Origin of the sequence: Streptomyces coeruleoprunus (assembly GCF_039542925.1) — a bacterium.
Taxonomy (GTDB): domain Bacteria; phylum Actinomycetota; class Actinomycetes; order Streptomycetales; family Streptomycetaceae; genus Streptomyces; species Streptomyces coeruleoprunus.
The window spans coordinates 2,914,100-2,931,139 of the sequence record NZ_BAABIT010000001.1 but is presented as its reverse complement, the minus strand read 5'-3'; the positions used below and the strand labels follow the sequence as shown (position 1 = coordinate 2,931,139).

The following is a 17,040-nucleotide window of genomic DNA, read 5'->3' as shown; positions in this document are numbered from 1 at the left end:
CCGTATCCGGCCGGCCTCGCCCAGCGACCCGTACAGACCATTGATTGACACGAACCCTGAGAGGGATTGACGCATAGTGCTCGACGTCAACTTCTTCGACGAGCTGCGGATCGGCCTGGCCACCGCGGACGACATCCGGCAGTGGTCCCACGGCGAGGTAAAGAAGCCGGAGACCATCAACTACCGCACCCTGAAGCCCGAGAAGGACGGCCTCTTCTGCGAGAAGATCTTCGGCCCCACCCGGGACTGGGAGTGCTACTGCGGCAAGTACAAGCGTGTCCGCTTCAAGGGCATCATCTGTGAGCGGTGTGGCGTCGAGGTCACCCGTGCCAAGGTGCGCCGTGAGCGGATGGGCCACATCGAGCTGGCCGCCCCCGTCACCCACATCTGGTACTTCAAGGGCGTTCCGTCCCGGCTGGGCTACCTGCTGGACCTCGCCCCGAAGGACCTGGAGAAGGTCATCTACTTCGCGGCGTACATGATCACGTACGTCGACGAGGAGCGCCGCACGCGCGACCTGCCCTCGCTGGAGGCCCACGTCTCCGTCGAGCGCCAGCAGATCGAGAACCGCCGCGACGCCGACCTGGAGGCCCGCGCCAAGAAGCTCGAGGCCGACCTGGCCGAGCTGGAGGCCGAGGGCGCCAAGGCCGATGTGCGCCGCAAGGTCCGCGAGGGTGCCGAGCGTGAGATGAAGCAGCTGCGCGACCGTGCGCAGCGCGAGATCGACCGTCTCGACGAGGTGTGGACCCGCTTCAAGAACCTCAAGGTCCAGGACCTCGAGGGCGACGAGCTGCTCTACCGCGAGCTGCGCGACCGCTTCGGTACGTACTTCGACGGTTCGATGGGTGCCGCGGCGCTGCAGAAGCGCCTGGAGTCCTTCGACCTGGAGGAGGAGGCCGAGAAGCTCCGCGAGATCATCCGTACGGGCAAGGGCCAGAAGAAGACCCGCGCCCTCAAGCGGCTGAAGGTCGTCTCCGCGTTCCTGCAGACGTCCAACAGCCCCAAGGGCATGGTCCTCGACTGCGTTCCGGTCATCCCGCCGGACCTGCGGCCGATGGTGCAGCTGGACGGTGGCCGCTTCGCGACCTCCGACCTGAACGACCTGTACCGCCGTGTCATCAACCGGAACAACCGACTGAAGCGGCTTCTCGACCTCGGCGCGCCCGAGATCATCGTGAACAACGAGAAGCGCATGCTCCAGGAGGCCGTGGACGCGCTCTTCGACAACGGTCGTCGTGGCCGCCCGGTGACGGGCCCCGGCAACCGTCCGCTGAAGTCCCTCAGCGACATGCTGAAGGGTAAGCAGGGTCGCTTCCGTCAGAACCTGCTCGGTAAGCGAGTCGACTACTCGGCGCGTTCCGTCATCGTCGTCGGCCCGCAGCTCAAGCTGCACCAGTGCGGTCTGCCCAAGGCCATGGCGCTGGAGCTCTTCAAGCCGTTCGTGATGAAGCGCCTGGTCGACCTGAACCACGCGCAGAACATCAAGTCGGCGAAGCGCATGGTCGAGCGCGGCCGCACGGTCGTGTACGACGTGCTCGAAGAGGTCATCGCCGAGCACCCGGTGCTGCTGAACCGTGCGCCCACGCTGCACCGCCTCGGCATCCAGGCCTTCGAGCCGCAGCTGGTCGAGGGCAAGGCCATCCAGATCCACCCGCTCGTCTGCACCGCGTTCAACGCGGACTTCGACGGTGACCAGATGGCCGTCCACCTGCCGCTCTCCGCGGAGGCGCAGGCCGAGGCGCGCATCCTGATGCTGTCCTCGAACAACATCCTCAAGCCGGCCGACGGCCGTCCCGTCACCATGCCGACCCAGGACATGGTGCTGGGCCTCTTCTTCCTCACCACGGACGAGGAGGAGCGCGAGGTCAAGGGTGAGGGCCGCGCCTTCAACTCCACCGCCGAGGCGATCATGGCCTTCGACGCCCGGGAGCTGTCGCTCCAGGCGAAGGTCGACATCCGCTTCCCGATCGGCTCCGTCCCGCCCCGCGGCTGGACCCCGCCGGTCTCGGAGGAGGGCGAGCCCGAGTGGCAGCAGGGTGACAGCTTCCGGCTGCGGACGACCCTGGGCCGTGCGCTCTTCAACGAGCTGCTGCCCGAGGACTACCCGTTCGTCGACTACACGGTCGGCAAGAAGCAGCTCTCCGAGATCGTCAACGACCTCGCCGAGCGCTACCCCAAGGTCATCGTGGCGGCGACGCTCGACAACCTGAAGGCGGCGGGCTTCCACTGGGCCACCCGTTCCGGTGTCACCGTGGCCATCTCCGACGTCGTCGTCCCCGAGGCGAAGAAGGAGATCGTCGCCAAGTGGGAGGCCGCGGACGAGAAGATCCAGAAGCAGTACGAGCGCGGTCTGATCACCAAGGACGAGCGCACCCAGGAGCTCATCGGGATCTGGACCAACGCGACCAACGAGGTCGCCGAGGCCATGAACGACAACTTCCCGAAGACGAACCCCATCTTCATGATGGTCAACTCGGGTGCCCGAGGAAACATGATGCAGATGCGCCAGATCGCGGGTATGCGTGGTCTGGTGTCGAACGCCAAGAACGAGACGATCCCGCGTCCGATCAAGGCGTCCTTCCGCGAGGGTCTGTCCGTGCTGGAGTACTTCATCTCCACGCACGGTGCCCGTAAGGGTCTGGCCGACACCGCCCTGCGTACCGCCGACTCGGGTTACCTGACCCGTCGTCTGGTGGACGTCTCGCAGGACGTGATCATCCGCGAGGAGGACTGTGGCACCGACCGCGGTCTGAAGCTGCGGATCGCGCTCAAGGACGAGGCCGGCGTGCTGCGCAAGGCGGACGACGTCGAGACGTCCGTGTACGCGCGGATGCTCGCCGAGGACGTCGTCGTGGACGGCAAGGTCATCGCGCCGGCCAACGTCGACCTGGGTGACGTGCTCATCGACGCGCTCATCGCGGCCGGTGTCGAGCAGGTCAAGACCCGCTCGGTGCTGACCTGTGAGTCGGCGGTCGGCACGTGTGCGTACTGCTACGGCCGTTCGCTCGCGACGGGCAAGCTGGTCGACATCGGTGAGGCGGTCGGCATCATCGCCGCCCAGTCCATCGGTGAGCCCGGTACCCAGCTGACGATGCGTACCTTCCACACCGGTGGTGTGGCCGGTGACGACATCACCCAGGGTCTGCCCCGTGTCGTCGAGCTCTTCGAGGCCCGTTCCCCGAAGGGTATGGCGCCGATCGCCGAGGCCTCCGGCCGCGTGCGGATCGAGGAGACCGAGAAGACCAAGAAGATCATCATCACGCCGGACGACGGCAGCGACGAGACCGCGTACCCGATCTCGAAGCGTGCCCGTGTCCTGGTCGGCGAGGGTGACCACGTCGAGGTGGGCCAGAAGCTCACCGTGGGTACCGAGAACCCGCACGACGTGCTGCGCATCCTCGGCCAGCGGGCCGTGCAGGTCCACCTGGTCGGCGAGGTCCAGAAGGTCTACAACTCGCAGGGTGTGTCGATCCACGACAAGCACATCGAGATCATCATCCGGCAGATGCTGCGCCGTGTGACGATCATCGAGTCCGGCGACGCGGAGCTGCTGCCGGGCGAGCTCGTGGAGCGCTCGCGCTTCGAGCAGGAGAACCGTCGTGTGGTCACCGAGGGCGGTCACCCCGCCTCCGGCCGTCCGCAGCTGATGGGTATCACCAAGGCCTCGCTGGCGACGGAGTCCTGGCTGTCGGCCGCCTCCTTCCAGGAGACGACCCGAGTCCTGACGGACGCGGCGATCAACGCCAAGTCCGACAGCCTCATCGGCCTCAAGGAGAACGTCATCATCGGTAAGCTCATCCCGGCCGGTACGGGTCTGTCCCGCTACCGCAACATCCGGGTCGAGCCGACCGAGGAGGCCAAGGCCGCGATGTACTCGGCCGTCGGCTACGACGACATCGACTACTCGCCGTTCGGCACCGGCTCCGGCCAGGCCGTTCCGCTGGAGGACTACGACTACGGTCCGTACAACCAGTAAGGCGCATGTCTGACGAAGGGCGGTCACCCCAACGGGTGGCCGCCCTTCGGCGTGCGTACGGTCCCCACGGCGTACGGACCGGTCCGCCGTACGGTCAGCGGCGCAGCGCGCGGTGCACGCGGCGCAGCGCGCGGACGCCGACGCCCAGGACGGCCGGGACGTCCTCGACGGGGACACGGCGGGCCAGGGCCAGCGCGTCCACGGCGAGCGCGTAGTTCTCCACGACCGCGCGGGGCGCGTCCTCGCAGGTCGCGGCCGCGGTGTAGTCGGCGAGGACGTCGCCGTACTCGATCACGGCGAGGCGGACGTCGACCTCGACGCCGTCGCCGATGTGGTGGAAGCCGTGCTGCTGGCGCTCGCGTTCCATGACGTACCCCCGTATGTCGTAAGTCGTGCGATGGTGTGCACATTGTCATGGTCGACGGGCGGGGTGTCAGGAGCGCCGTGCCGGTCAGCGGCTGGAGAGTTCCCACAGGGCGACGGCCGCGCCCACGCAGGCGGTCAGCGCGCCGATGCTCGCCAGCGGCCAGCGGGCCCGCTCCAGCGAGTCGAGGCGGGCCTCGTGGTCGGCGAGCTGCCGGTCGGTCTGGTCGCTGCGCTGGACCAGCAGCGCGAGCGAGCCGTCGACCCGGGCGAAGCCCGCTTCGAGGGTGCCGCGCAGGCGCTCCAGCTCCAGGGCGACCCCGACCGGGTCGTTCGGGTCAGTCTCGGTCATGGGCGGCCCCCGCGGTGTCGGTGCGCAGCCAGCGCGGCAGCAGGGCCTGGACGGCCGGGACCGCCATCAGCCGGGTGGGGCGCCGGCCGCGGCCAGGGCGCCGGCGACCCAGGGGAGGGTCGCCGGGAGCCCGGCGGCGTCGACCAGCGCGGGGAGCGCGACGGCGAGCCCGACGGCGGTCTGGAGGACCGTACGGGCGGTGCGCCTGGCGGCTTCGGACATGTGGTGCTCCTTCAGCGAGTGGTATACGGGACCTTGAGGGCGTTCCAGGACGCGGGTCCCGGCCAGCCGTCCGCGTCGGCGCCGCGGTAGCCGAGCTTGCGCTGCCACGCGGCGTACGAGAGGCGGTCGGCCTCGCTCCAGCGCGGGCCGGGGCCCACCCGGTAGGCCGAGCAGCCCTCGGCGACCAGGCGGCGGCCCATCGCGGTGACGATGGGGGAGTTGGGGCGTGCGGTGAAGAACGCCGCCCCGGGGAAGGGCTGGTAGCGCGGCGTGCCGGTGGCCGGCGCCGTGGGGGCCGGCTTCGCGGGGGCGGGCTTCGTGCCCAGGCGGCCCGCGACGCGGGCCCGCAGGGACGGCATGGTGAAGCCGCGCGGGTCGACCTTCCAGTCGGACCACTCCAGGTGTCCGATCACGCTCTTCGCGCTCCACCCGTGGGCTCGGCAGATCGCGGCCGACGCCCGCTCGATCGCGTCGAGCTGGGCGGCCGGCCAGGGGTCGACGCCGTCGCCGAGGTTGACGCACTCGAAGCCGTAGAAGCGGGCGTTGCCGTCCACGGCGCCCGCGCTGCCCTGGTGCTCGCGGGGCGCCGGCGGCCGGTCCCCGTAGTCCTGCGCGATGACGTGTCGCAGGACGGCCGGGTCGCCGCCACCGGCGTGGTTGGCGCGGCCGTTGCCGATCAGGTGGACGGTGCCGTCCTTGGCGATCACGCCGTGGCAGAGGGGCCCGGGCAGCTGCTCGTAGCCCTTGGCGCAGAGCGCCACGGACGAGGCGGTGCCGGTGCTGACCGTGTGGTGGATCATCACGCCGTGCACGGGGCCCCAGGCCCCGGCGTGGTTGCGGTGGTGGGTGCGCCAGCCGGGGTGCTCGACGACGCGGACGCCTTCGGCGTGCAGCGCGGTGAGCAGCTGGTCGGCGGTGAGTGGGGTGGCCATGGGCGCCCTCCAGACGTGCGTGGGACAGGGTGCGTGGGACGACGCCGCCCCCGTGCCGGGGGAGGGACGGCACGGGGGCGGGGGGAGAGAGTGGACTCGTGGCTCAGGGAGCGGGGGCGGGGAACGGGGAGGGCGCCGGGGGCAGGAGCAGCTCGCCCCGGCCGGGACGATGACCTCCTCCGTCTCCCCGTCCTGGACCTGGACCGGTGCCTGGGCCTCGCTCATCGCGTGCTCCTCTCGGGTCGTACGGTCATGACTGCCGGCCCTCGGCGAAGAGCACGCCCACCGCGGCCGCGCCGGTGCCGGCGGTGCGGCGGCCCTCGACGAAGAGGTTGCTCCAGCTGAACGTGGGCTGGCCGTGGGCGGCGACGACGTTCTGCGTGAAGGCGGTGCCGGTCGCGGTGACGACGTCGCCGAGCTGCACCGTGGAGCCGTCGGCCGCCAGGTAGCGCACCCGGGCCTCGACCGTGGTGCCCGCGTCGGCCTGCACCCACAGGCCGACCGCGAGCCGCGGGTGCTGGAGGTACGTCCCGCCCTGGAGGACCCGCGTCCAGGTGGACGAGGTGACCGGGGCGGGCGCCGGGTACAGCGGGACGGGCACGTAGGGGCGGGCCAGCCCGCCGCTCACCGTGTCGTCGGCGACGACGATGCGGCCGAACCGGTCCCACAGCGTGAGCGCCTGGGAGGCGCCGCCGTAGACGCCGAACGCCAGGCTGCCGTCCTCGCGGCGCACGAGGACGCCCTGCTGCGGGGAGCCGTCGGTGTGCGGACCGATCTCGCCGATGTGGAGCAGGGCGTCCCCGCTCTCGTCCTTCACCACCATCAGCCGCCCGCCGTCGGTGATGGTGACGTCGCCGCCGGAGATGGTGTTGAGCGCCGGCCTGGTGACGGCGGCGGTGGACAGCCGGCGGACCTGGCGCTGGAGTTCGCGGATCAGGTCCAGCAGGTCCTCGGGCAGGGCGGGCATCAGAGGGCCTCCAGAAAGAGTTCGGCGGTTTCCGGGCGGCCGCGCTGGGGCGGGGCGACCTTGACGCCGATCACCCGGTACCGGGCGTCGAGCCCCTCGGCGTACCACTCGTCGGTGATGCGCAGGCGCACGGTGCGGCCCAGCAGCATCGGCGGGACGGGGGAGCGCTCGTCGAGCCGGATCGTCACCTCGGGGATCACCACGGCGCCGCGGGCCTCCGCGAGCTGCGCGGCGGCCAGCGCGTTCAGCGAGGCCACCGACGTCACGGACGAGTGGTCGGAGGACAGGTCGACCCGCGGCCAGCCGCCGTCGATGAGGTCCTGCGCGACGTGTTCGGCCGACAGGACGGGCCGGCTCTCCTGGCTCTGGTCGGTGTTGGCGCTGGCGCCCCGGGCGCGGGCGGTGGTGCCGCCGCGGGTGGCGTCCCTGGGGAACGAGTAGGCGAGCACGGGCCCGGGGCGGTCCAGGACCAGGTCGGTGTGGCCGGTGAACAGCTTCGGGTGGCCGAGGCGCAGCCGCTTCACGCGGTCGCCCGACACCGGGTCGCGGTAGACGGCGATGTGGTGCTCGAAGCCGTTCTCGACCTCGGCGAGCTGCTTGAACGCCTCGTCGACGGGTGTCTCGTCGCCGTCCCGCCACGCCATGTCCCGCAGCACCCCGGACGTCTCGGTGCCGGTGGTGACGCCGATGTCGCCGCCGGGCGTGTCCACCTGGATGTGCTGCCACAGCCTGCGGGCGATCTCCAGCTGGTCGAGGCCCGTGTAGGTCAGGTCGCGGCGGATACGGCGGCGCGCGGCGTACGAGTCGAAGGTGGCCGCCTGGAGGGCGAGCGTGAGGACGCCCTTGTCGTCGGCCTGGAGCGTGGACGTCCACAGGACGCCGCCCCACCACAGGTCGCCGCCCCGCTCCAGGTAGACGGCGGTGCGCCCCTCCTCGATGCGGCGGACGCGGTCGGCGAGGGCGGCGTTGGGCACGGGCACGGTCCCGGACAGTGAGCCGGGCCGGCCGATGTAGTCGTCGAGCGACACGTCCCGCAGCGGGAGGACGTCGAGGGGCCGGTCGGTGCGCAGGTCGCAGAACAGGACGCGGTACGGGGTGCTGCCGCCGGCCGCCGTGGTCGTGTGGCTGGTGGTGGACACGGTCATACGGCGGCCGCCTCGTAGGTCGCCGAGCCGAGGATCGACTGCCCGGCCGCCCACGTCCAGGGGCTCTGGGCGTCGGTGAGGCCGGTGCCGGCGACGGGAGCCCCGTCGGGGCGGCCGGAGCTGATCTCCAGCTCGAAGAAGGCGGTGCTGGTGCAGCGCATCCGGGCCACGACCCGGGCCGACGTGTCGCCGTTCAGCTCGGCGAAGCCGATGCACTGGAGGGCGGACGCGGCCGGGACGGGCAGGGTGAAGCGCCAGTTGTCGGACTTGCCGCCGGCCCCGAAGTTCGTGGTCGACCCGAACACGATGCGGAAGTTCAGGTGCACGGTGAGCCCGTCCTGGACGTACCGGCCCTCGACGGTGGCATTGCCGTACGAGGGGGTGGCGGCGCCCGTGCTGGTGGTCCACGCCGGGGTCCAGCCGCGCCAGGTGGGCGCCGGCGGGTAGGCGGTCCAGGCGGTGCCGTTCCACCGCTCCAGGCGGCCTTCGGCGTCCCGGTACTGGCCCGCGTACAGGCCGTTGAAGCCGATCGCGGGCACGATGCCGCCGAGCGCGACGGTCGGGTAGCGCTTGTTGGTGACGGCCGTCGACCAGGCGATGCCGCCGTTGCCGGCGGACGCCCCGGCCCGCACGGTGACGTTGTACAGCGGCAGCGCGGTGGCCGGCAGGGGCGGCTCCGCCGGGACGGCGGCGGGGGTGCCCCGGACGACCCGGACGACGGCACGGGTGGCGCCGCTGCCGTCGTACGGGTGGTCCTCGACGTCCAGCACGATCCGGTCGATGCGGGGGTACGACGGGTCGCCGTCGTCGAGGGTCAGGGTCTCGGGCTCGGTGACGGCGACCAGGTAGGCGCCCTGCTGGGCGGCGCCCTGGATGACGGCCCGGCCGGCGCCGATCGCGCACTGCATGGCGGAGACGCCGGTGAGGACGAAGCCGCCGGGGACGATGCCCTGCCGGGAGGTGAGGTCACCGGTGGGCGTCAACAGGGCGGAGGTGGCCAGCCGGGTGTCCTCGCGGGTCTGGCCCGTCGGGAGGAGCCAGGCGGTACGTACGGTCATGGGTGACTCCCTGCGTGGGTGAGGGCGCGGGGCGGACGGTGTGGTCGGTGGCGGCCGCGGTCAGGAGGCGAAGGCGCCCCACTGCACCGGGATGCCCGACCAGGAGGTGGACGGGCCGAAGCAGAAGATCGTGAAGCCGGTCGTGGACACGTTGTAGGCGCGCACGTGCCAGTTGGACGTCGCGCCCACACCGGAGTTGATGTTGGTGAAGACCCGCGGGACCTTGCTGAACGGCGTCTCGAACGTGACCGCCTGCGTGAAGGAGGTGGCGCTGGTGAAGGACACCGTGACGGTGCCGCTCTCGCCGAAGTGCACCTTGTGCGTACGGACGACCAGGTCCGTGTTGGTCTTCAGGGTCGACGGGGCGGACCGGTAGAGGACGACGTCGGCGGCGGCGGTGCCGCCCGCGCCCCAGTAGACGGCGCCGTCGCCGTTGATGAACAGCCGGGAGTTGGTGTCGCCCGGGGTGCGGATCGACAGCGCGTTGGAGTCCGCGGGGCGGTACGTGCGGATGAGGCTGTCGGTCGTGATGGTCGAGGCGGCCTGGCGGTACCAGCGGGCGTCGCCCAGCTGCAGTTCGCCGCTGTTGCCGAGGCGCAGGATCGGTTCCCACACGGTGCCGTTCCACCGCTGGAGCACCCCGGCCGCGTCCCGGTACTGGCCCGGGTAGCCGCCGTCGAAGCCGGTGCCCCAGCCGGGCGGGACGATGCCGCCGAGGGCCGCGGTGAAGCGGCGCCGCTCGGCGACCGCCGTGGACCAGTCGATGCCGCCGTTGCCGGCGCTCGCCCCGGCCCGCACGGTCACCTCGTACAGCTTCTCGCTGTTGGCCGGCGAGACCGGGGCGACCGGCGTCGCGGCCGGGGTGCCCTGGATGATCTCGACGCGTCCCTCGACGAGCTGCGAGCCGTCGTACACGTTGTCGCGGACGCGGACGACGACCGCGTCGATACGGGTGTACGTGGCGTCGCCGTCGGCGAACGTCAGCAGCTCGCCGGCGTCCACGGTCACGGCGTACCCGCCCTGGGTCGCCGCGCTGGAGCCCTGGATCCACAGCCGGCCCGGCTGGAGGGTGGCCTGCATCGCGGAGGCCGCCACCAGGCCGAGGCCGCCGGGCACGCAGCCGCCCCGGGTGGTGAGGGGCCCGGTCGGGGACATGCCCGCCGACGCGGCCAGGCGGTGGTCCTCGGGGGTCATTCCGCTGGTCAGCCGACCCACACGTACGGTCATGTGCCTGTTCTCCTCAGAGGTGCGCCGAGCGCCAGCTCAGCTGGACGGAAGCCGCCGGAGTCCCTTCGGCGGCACGGAATTCGAGCCGGTTCTCACCGGGTCGCAGGACGAACAACTGCTCGGGCGCCGAGCCGGGCGCCGCCGCGTACAGGCGGGAGGCGCGCTCGCCGAGCACGACGGTGCCCTCCAGCGTGTCGACGGTCAGCCGGTCGTCGGCGGCGAGCGTCAGCGCGTACTCCAGCGTCCGGCCGGTCGTGTGGTTGACCAGCCGGGGCCGGGTGACCGGGCCGGTGAACACCACCTGGGGGCAGGTGTCGGCGCTGCCGGTGTTGACGGCCACGCCCGAGCCGGTGGAGGTGGGCGTGCCGTAGTCGACCGGATAGGCCAGCGGGTAGTCGATCCCGTCCCCGTGGTGCGGCAGGGCCAGCGACAGGGCCTCCTCGCGCAGGGCGTACCGGCGCGGGTCGGTGGCGGTCCACTGCACGGTCATCCGGGTGATGCCGCCCGTCGCGTACCGCCGGTCGGTCGGTACGGCCCGCTGGGTGACCCGGGCGCGTACGCCCGTGGTCCGCCCCTGCAGCCGGACGGCGAGCCACTGCTCGGCGTCCGCGACGGCGGTGGCCCGCACGAACGCGTCCAGCAGTTCGCCGGACGCGCCGGACGGGGCGCCCGGCACCAGCCAGATGCCCGCGGTGATCGTGCGCGGCTGCGACCACTGGGCGCCGGCCCAGGAGCCGTGACCCGTGGGGCGCGCGGCGTCACCGGAGTCGAGGCCCGGCAGGTCGGCCCAGCCGGTCAGGCCCTCGCGGTCGATCTCGTACGGGGTGCCGGGGCCGAGCAGCAGTCCGGCCCACTGGATCTGCCCGTCCTGGGTGATCAGTGAGCCGGGTGTCTCGGTGGCGGTCGTGGTCTCGGTCATGGGCTCCTCACACCGGCGGGTCGACGCGGGGGAACGGTTGTCGGAGGTCCCCTCCGCGCGGGTTGGGGTACGGGTTCGGTGACGCGGGGGCGGTCACCACTCGGCGCTGCGCCAGCGGACCGTCATCAGGGCGCCGGGCTCCGACGACTCGGGACGGAACGCCAGTTCGCACTGGCCCGGCGGGAACGCGAACAGCTCCTCGGGGGCGCTGTCCGGCGCCGCCGTGTGGCGGCGGGCGGCGGTGCCGTTGAGGGTGACCGTGCCCGCCGCCGTGTCGACGACCAGCTCGTCCTCGGCGGCCAGGTCGATCAGATAGCGCAGCCGCCGCCCGCTCACCCGATCGGTCACCGACGGCCGCGTGCACGGGCCGCGGAAGGCGATCACCGGCTGGGTGGGCGCCGAACCGTCGTTCGCGGCGATCACGTCGCCGGTCGAGGTGGCCTCGCCCCACTCCAGGGGCCAGGTGAGCGGCCAGGACAGGCCGGCCTCGGGCGCGGGCGCGCCGGTCGTGGCGTACTGCTCGGCGACCGCGTACCTGCGGGGGTCGGTGGCCAGCCACTGCACGGACGCCTTGGCGACGCCCTGGGTGAGGACGTGCCGGTCGGTGGGGACGACCCGCTGGGCGATCCGGGCCCGTACGGCCAGGGTCTCCCCGCCGATCCGCACGGCGAGCCACTGCTCCCCGTCGTCCAATGCCATGGCGTGCCGCAGCGCCCGCAGGGTGCGCAGCGCCGAGGCCGCCGCCTCCGGGCCCCGCGCGCCCGGCTCCGGCAGCAGCCACACCTGGGCGCCGACGCGGCGGGGCCTGGCGTACCGGGCACCGGGCCAGGCGCCGTGCCCGGTCGGGCGGTCGGCGTCGGCGGAGTCGGCGTCCGGCAGGTCCTCCCAGCCGGTGAGGCCCTGGCGGTCGATCTCGTACGGGGTGCCGGGGCCGAGCAGCAGTCCGGCCCACTGGATCTGCCCTTCGCGGGTGATCAGTGAGCCGGGGGCGTGGCCGGTGGCCGTCGCGGTCGCGGTGGTCGTGGCGGTCGGGGGCATGGGACCGTCACCTCCTCAACTCCTCGGTGGTCGTCACGGGTTGGCGGTCAGGCCGCGCGGGCGAGGAACAGCAGGTCCTCGGCGATCGCGTACGGGCTGCTCCCGGCGGGTTCGTGGAAGGCGCGCAGGGTCACGCGGCGCGGCTCCCGGCGTGCCGTGTCCCGGTGCGAGCGCTCGGCGGGGCGCAGCGCGTCCATGCTCGACAGCGGCAGGACGGCCCCCGGCCGGGAGCCGTGGGGCGGGGTCACGACGCCGCCCTCGGCGAGCATCGGGATCTTCGGGATGTTCACGCCGAACTTCTTGCCGAGAATGCTGAAGCTGAGGCTGTTCAGCCCGTCGATGACCCAGTTGGCGAAGGCGATGAGTCCCTGGAGGGGGGCCTTCATGACGCCGACGATCGCCTGGAGCCCGGTCTCGATGAAGTCGCCGATGCCCCGCAGGGTGTTGGCGGTGGCTTCCTTGACGCGGGTGAAGGCCTCCGGGATCTTCCCGGTGATCCAGTCCAGGACGGGCTTCACGCCGTTCCTCAGGCCGTCCCAGGCTCCCCGGATGATCCCGGTCACCGCGCGGGTGGCGCCGGAGACGGCCCCGCTGACCCGGCCGATGCCGTCGACGGCGGCGCCGATGCCCTTCACCACACCGGTGACGATGGCCAGGACGGCCTTGAAGTACGTGGCGACGACCGTCCCGTACGCCCGGACGACCGGGCCGACGAACGTCCAGATGGTCCGGAAGACCTTGAGGACGTGCTGGAAGACCTGGCTCATGATGCGCTGCCCGGTCTCCGAGCTGAGCGCCAGCTCGATCAGGTACGCGGCCACGGGCACGATCAGCCCGACCAGGAACCCGAGGGGATTGGCGCGCATCGCCACGTTGATCGCCGTCATCGCCCCGGCGGCCACGGTGAGCGCGCCGCCGAGGACGGCCATCAGCGGCGTCACGGTGACGCCGGCGGCGGCGAGCAGCTCGGACACCGAGATCAAGCCGGCCGCGCCGCCCGCCAGCGCGGCGGCCGCCGATCCGGCGCCGCGCAGTCGGCCCCTGGAGCCGGACACCTGCACGGAGGCGCGCCCCGCGGTGGTCCCGGCCTTCGCCAGGGAGCGCGAGGAGCCGTCGGCGCGGGTCCTGAACTGCCGTACCTCCGACGTGGCCGCGTCGGCGCCGCCCTTGATCCGGCCGACGGCCCCGCCAGCCGTGCCGATCCCGCGGACCGCCGACCGCACCGCCTGCACGGCGGCACGCGTCTGCGTACGGAAGGAGGCGAGCGCCCCGGCGACCCCCGCGAGCGGGTCCGGGGCGGCCATCGCGGCGGCGCTCATCCGCGCGCCTTCGCCAGGAACATCAGCGCCTTGGCCGTGTCCCGGACGTCGCTGGAGGGCGCCGCGTAGTAGTGCTCGATGTGGAACCCGGCCGCCCGCCCGTGCGCCTGCGCGGCCCGGGCCTCCGCGCGGGCGCGCGCCGCCGTGTGCCGCAGCAGCCGCTGCAGTTTCGACAGCGGCAGGACGGCCTCGGCCTCACCGGCCTCGGCGACGACCGCCGGCACGCCGCCCTGCCGGGGCATGACCACGCCGCCCTCGGCGAGCCGGGGGATCCGGGGCAGGCTCACCCCGAAGGTCTTGCCGCCGACGAGCGGCACCCAGCCGGGGATCGACACCTTGATGCCGTTGAGCTTGCCGATCGCCGAGTTGATCAGGTCGATCACCGCGTTGATCGGGCCGCGCACGGCGCCCTTGATGGAGTCGAAGGCACGCGAGGCGATGTCCTTGAGGCCGCCCCAGATGCTGGACAGCTTCTCCTTGACGGCGGTGAAGGCGCGCGGGACGACGTTCTTGATCCAGTCGACGACCGGCGTGATGACCCGCTTGATGCCGTTCCACACGCTGGAGACGACGCTCTTCACGGCGTTCATCACCGTGGTGATGACCTTCTTCCAGGCGTTGAAGTAGGTCGTGATCACCTTGGCGACGGCCTGGACGACGACCGAGACGGCCTTCTTGATGCCGTCCCAGACCTTCTTGATGAGGTCGCCGGTCTTCTTCATGAGCGGCCCGATGGCCTTCATGACCGAGCTGACGACCTTCTTGATCACGTCGAAGGCCGTCTTCATGATCTTCTGCATGGTCTTCGAGCGGGTGGCCATCTCGACCACCTTCTCGATGAGCGGCATGAACAGCTGCATCAGCCGGGCGATGATGTTGCCCCGCATGGACTTGTTGAGCCCGTTCATGCCCTTGGAGGCCTGGTCGGCGCCCTTCTTGAAGGTGCCGACCCGGGCGCCGGCGGTGGTGCCGGTCCGGCCGGCCTTGGCGAGCGACTTGTCCGCCCGGTCGGCGGCCGACTTCAGGTTGTTGAGCTCACGGGCGGAGCCCTGGGCGGCCGACCGCAGCCCGCTCAGCCCGCTCTGGCCGGTGCGGGCGCCCTGGCCGATGCTCTGGGCGGCCCGGGCGGACGCGTCGGCCTGGGACTTGAACTGTTTCAGTGAGCCCGAGGCCCGTGCCGCCGCGGAGGCGAGGGACATGGCGACTCCTTCGATGGTGTGCGGCTAGGCGAAGGACCTGGCGAGTTCGTCGACGGCGCTGCGCAGGATGCGGACGTCGGAGGCCACACCGCGGACCGTGGGCCCCAAGGTGTGCGTGGTGTCCACGTTGCGCGGGCTCCTGCCCGGACGGTTCGCCTCCGCGGTGCGCTGGTCCTGCATCGAGCGACCCGCGGTACGGAACGCGTCCTTGATGCGGTCCACGTCGCGCCGGAGGCCGTCCAGGGCCGGGGGGTGGTCCCGCTTGATGCGGTCCATGTCGCGGCGGAGGTTCTCCAGGATGGCCGCGTCGTGGTCCTTGTCCCGCCGGGCCTCCTTCTGCTTCTTGCTCTCGAAAATCCGCTGCCACTTGTCGATCCACTTGTTGGTCCACTTGAACTCCCGGGTGGCGCCGAGAATCGTGATGCCCTTCTCGTCCACCTTGAACAGGGAGATGCCGATGGTCAGCGCCGTGAGGCTCGCGGCGACACCGGTGGCGGTCACCGAGGCGTACGAGGCGGTACCGCTGGCCTTCGAGAGGGTCAGGCTGTAGTCGTTGACCGTCTTGCTGAGCCGGTTGACGGTCACGCTGACGTCGTTCTGGGTGATGCTGATCCCGTTGACGGTCTTGCTGAGCCCGCTCTGCGTGATGCTGATCCCGTTGACGGTCTTGCTGATGCCGTTCTGCGTGGAGCTGATGCCGTTGACCGTCGTGCTCAGCGCGTTCTGGGTGGAGCTGATCAGGCTGACCGACCGGGACATCCCGCTGAGGGATTCACGGAACTGCTTGTAGGTCTCCTTGGAGCTTGCTTCGAGGTCGGCGAGTGCGTCGTCGACCTGTTTCAGGGTTCTTCCCATCAGGGTCTCCCGTGAGATCACCGGGGGTAGGGTGCCCGCATGACTTCCGACGCCGCGCGGGTGGTTCTCGTACTGCCGACCGCGAGAGCGGACTACTTCGGGACTGCGAAGTACGCGACCGCGTGGCAGGTCAGGAACGCCCTGCGCGTCGCGGAAAGGCTCTGCGCGGGGGCCGGAGTCGACGTCTTCCTGTACGGGAACCCGGCCGACGGCCGCCACGCGGACGAGGGCGTCGCCGTACGGACGCGCGTGGAGCCGGCATCGCTGGCGGAGTGGACCGCCGAGTGGGCCGTGCTCTCGAACGACGGGCTCGGATTCCTCGGGGACGCCCGGCCGCCCGGCCGTGTGGAACGCACCTTCGTGGTGGGCGGCCCGACCTGGTTCACCAGCCCCCTGGGGGCCCTGCGCGAGGTGTCCGCGGTGGTGCGGGAGGGCCCCGGACCGACGCTCGTGATCTTCCAGATCGACAGCCGGATCGACCAGCGGGGGATGGTGCTGGGGATCCGGGACACCGGCGAGGAGGCGGCCTTCTGGCAGGTCTTCGGCCGGGAACGCTCCGTCGACCAGACCTTCTGGAGGCAGGACGGCCTGCACCGCGGGCGCGTCCTGCCGAACCTGGCGGTCCACTTCGACGCCGAGTGGAGCCACCGGTCGGTGGCCCGCCGCTTCGCCCGGTGGCGGAAGCGAACCCGCGGCTGACACCGGCACCGCGACGGAACTCCGGGGAGCCCGCCCGGGGCCCGGCCGGCCCCCGAGCGCCGGCCCGTCAGGAGAAGAAGCGGCCGAGCGTGACGGGGTCCGGGACCACCGGCTCGGCGGACGGAGCCCCGTCCCCCTCCTCCTGGCGCTGCCCGTCACCCGGGCGCGGCACCGGCACCGGCGGCTCCGGCAGGTCGGCGTCCTCGTCCGAGTTCACCGTGACGAACATCCAGTTGGCCGCCGCCAGGTGGTCCACCGCGTGGGCCAGCAAGTAGTCCGTGACGTTCCAGTCGGCGGCCTCGCCCTCCAGTTCGCGGGTGACCGCACTGTCCCGTGGCAGGTGCTTGATCAGCACCGCGAGCCGGCGGGACGACAGCCCCCGGCCGCGGTGCCAGTCCAGCAGGTCCACGCCGTAGTGCCGCAGGAGGTCGGCTTCCAGAGCCTCGGCGTGTTCGTCGACGAACGCGTCGAGGCTCAGCCTTCCCCCAGGCCGAGCCCGGTCTCCTTGCCGTACGCCTCCAGGATCGCGGCGATGTCCTGCATCGTGATCTCGTGCCGCTCGAAGCGGGCGAACTGCTGCTCGCCGAGCAGCAGCCGCAGCAGCCCGTCCACGTCGTTGTCGTCGAGGCCGCGCAGCTCCTTGGCGGTGGCGCGGGTCAGTTCGGTCGGCAGCTCGAAGGTGTCGCCGTCCAGGGCGAACGACCAGGTACGGCCGAGCGCCTCCAGACGCTGGGCGCGGGCTGCGTTCACATCGAATGAGGCCATGCTT

16 protein-coding genes and 1 pseudogene are annotated in these 17,040 nt (G+C 71.8%); 2 read left to right on the top strand and 15 right to left on the bottom strand.

From position 1 onward, the window contains the following. Positions 1-76 precede the first annotated feature (76 nt). Entirely contained in the window at positions 77-3,976 is a 3,900-nt protein-coding gene (locus ABEB09_RS12695; RefSeq protein WP_345689998.1) for a DNA-directed RNA polymerase subunit beta', read from the top strand. 94 nt (positions 3,977-4,070) lie between these two features. Here the strand turns inward: ABEB09_RS12695 and ABEB09_RS12690 are convergent, their stop codons facing one another. The 13 genes and pseudogenes from ABEB09_RS12690 to ABEB09_RS12630 all read right to left on the bottom strand — a co-directional run bounded on the left by ABEB09_RS12690 (position 4,071) and on the right by ABEB09_RS12630 (position 15,572). Then, entirely contained in the window at positions 4,071-4,343 is a 273-nt protein-coding gene (locus tag ABEB09_RS12690; RefSeq protein WP_345689997.1) for a hypothetical protein, read from the bottom strand. An 84-nt stretch (positions 4,344-4,427) separates the two neighbouring features. Further along, positions 4,428-4,691, bottom strand: a complete 264-nt coding sequence (locus tag ABEB09_RS12685) for a hypothetical protein (RefSeq protein WP_345689996.1) — start codon at positions 4,689-4,691, stop codon at positions 4,428-4,430. After that, positions 4,678-4,913 (bottom strand): annotated as a pseudogene (locus tag ABEB09_RS12680) (hypothetical protein). Before ABEB09_RS12680 ends, ABEB09_RS12685 begins: the two are co-directional and overlap by 14 nt. An 11-nt stretch (positions 4,914-4,924) precedes the next feature. Further along, the gene (locus ABEB09_RS12675) at positions 4,925-5,845 is read right to left on the bottom strand and encodes a peptidoglycan-binding protein (protein WP_345689995.1); all 921 of its coding nucleotides are present in this window, start codon (positions 5,843-5,845) and stop codon (positions 4,925-4,927) included. A 250-nt stretch (positions 5,846-6,095) separates the two neighbouring features. Next, positions 6,096-6,812: a hypothetical protein gene (locus tag ABEB09_RS12670; RefSeq protein WP_345689994.1), complete on the bottom strand. Its 717-nt coding sequence runs from the start codon at positions 6,810-6,812 to the stop codon at positions 6,096-6,098. Continuing rightward, a complete protein-coding gene (locus tag ABEB09_RS12665) occupies positions 6,812-7,957 on the bottom strand; it encodes a hypothetical protein (protein WP_345689993.1) in 1,146 nt (381 codons plus the stop codon). The genes ABEB09_RS12670 and ABEB09_RS12665 overlap by 1 nt, the downstream gene beginning before the upstream one ends. Beyond that, entirely contained in the window at positions 7,954-9,015 is a 1,062-nt protein-coding gene (locus ABEB09_RS12660; protein WP_345689992.1) for a hypothetical protein, read from the bottom strand. Before ABEB09_RS12660 ends, ABEB09_RS12665 begins: the two co-directional genes overlap by 4 nt. A 60-nt stretch (positions 9,016-9,075) precedes the next feature. Beyond that, complete coding sequence (locus tag ABEB09_RS12655; RefSeq protein WP_345689991.1) at positions 9,076-10,242, bottom strand: H-type lectin domain-containing protein; 1,167 nt, start codon at positions 10,240-10,242, stop codon at positions 9,076-9,078. Between the two features lie 13 nt (positions 10,243-10,255). After that, positions 10,256-11,161 carry a phage distal tail protein gene (locus ABEB09_RS12650; protein WP_345689990.1) on the bottom strand — a complete coding sequence of 302 codons (906 nt, stop codon included), beginning with the start codon at positions 11,159-11,161 and terminating at the stop codon, positions 10,256-10,258. A gap of 93 nt (positions 11,162-11,254) precedes the next feature. Next, positions 11,255-12,199 carry a phage distal tail protein gene (locus tag ABEB09_RS12645; protein WP_345689989.1) on the bottom strand — a complete coding sequence of 315 codons (945 nt, stop codon included), beginning with the start codon at positions 12,197-12,199 and terminating at the stop codon, positions 11,255-11,257. A 47-nt stretch (positions 12,200-12,246) separates the two neighbouring features. Next, positions 12,247-13,518: a phage tail family protein gene (locus ABEB09_RS12640; protein ID WP_345689988.1), complete on the bottom strand. Its 1,272-nt coding sequence runs from the start codon at positions 13,516-13,518 to the stop codon at positions 12,247-12,249. Next, a complete protein-coding gene (locus ABEB09_RS12635) occupies positions 13,515-14,717 on the bottom strand; it encodes a phage tail protein (RefSeq protein ID WP_345689987.1) in 1,203 nt (400 codons plus the stop codon). The genes ABEB09_RS12640 and ABEB09_RS12635 overlap by 4 nt, the downstream gene beginning before the upstream one ends. A gap of 24 nt (positions 14,718-14,741) precedes the next feature. Then, a complete protein-coding gene (locus ABEB09_RS12630) occupies positions 14,742-15,572 on the bottom strand; it encodes a hypothetical protein (RefSeq protein ID WP_345689986.1) in 831 nt (276 codons plus the stop codon). Between the two features lie 39 nt (positions 15,573-15,611). On the opposite strand from ABEB09_RS12630, the gene ABEB09_RS12625 reads away from it, so the two are divergent. Further along, positions 15,612-16,271, top strand: a complete 660-nt coding sequence (locus ABEB09_RS12625; RefSeq protein ID WP_345689985.1) for a vWA domain-containing protein — start codon at positions 15,612-15,614, stop codon at positions 16,269-16,271. 67 nt (positions 16,272-16,338) lie between these two features. On the opposite strand, the gene ABEB09_RS12620 is transcribed toward ABEB09_RS12625, so the two are convergent. Then, positions 16,339-16,680: a hypothetical protein gene (locus ABEB09_RS12620; RefSeq protein ID WP_345689984.1), complete on the bottom strand. Its 342-nt coding sequence runs from the start codon at positions 16,678-16,680 to the stop codon at positions 16,339-16,341. Between the two features lie 65 nt (positions 16,681-16,745). Further along, positions 16,746-17,036 (bottom strand): hypothetical protein, encoded by a 291-nt coding sequence (locus ABEB09_RS12615; protein WP_345689983.1) that lies wholly within the window; start codon positions 17,034-17,036, stop codon positions 16,746-16,748. Between the last annotated feature and the right edge of the window lie 4 nt (positions 17,037-17,040).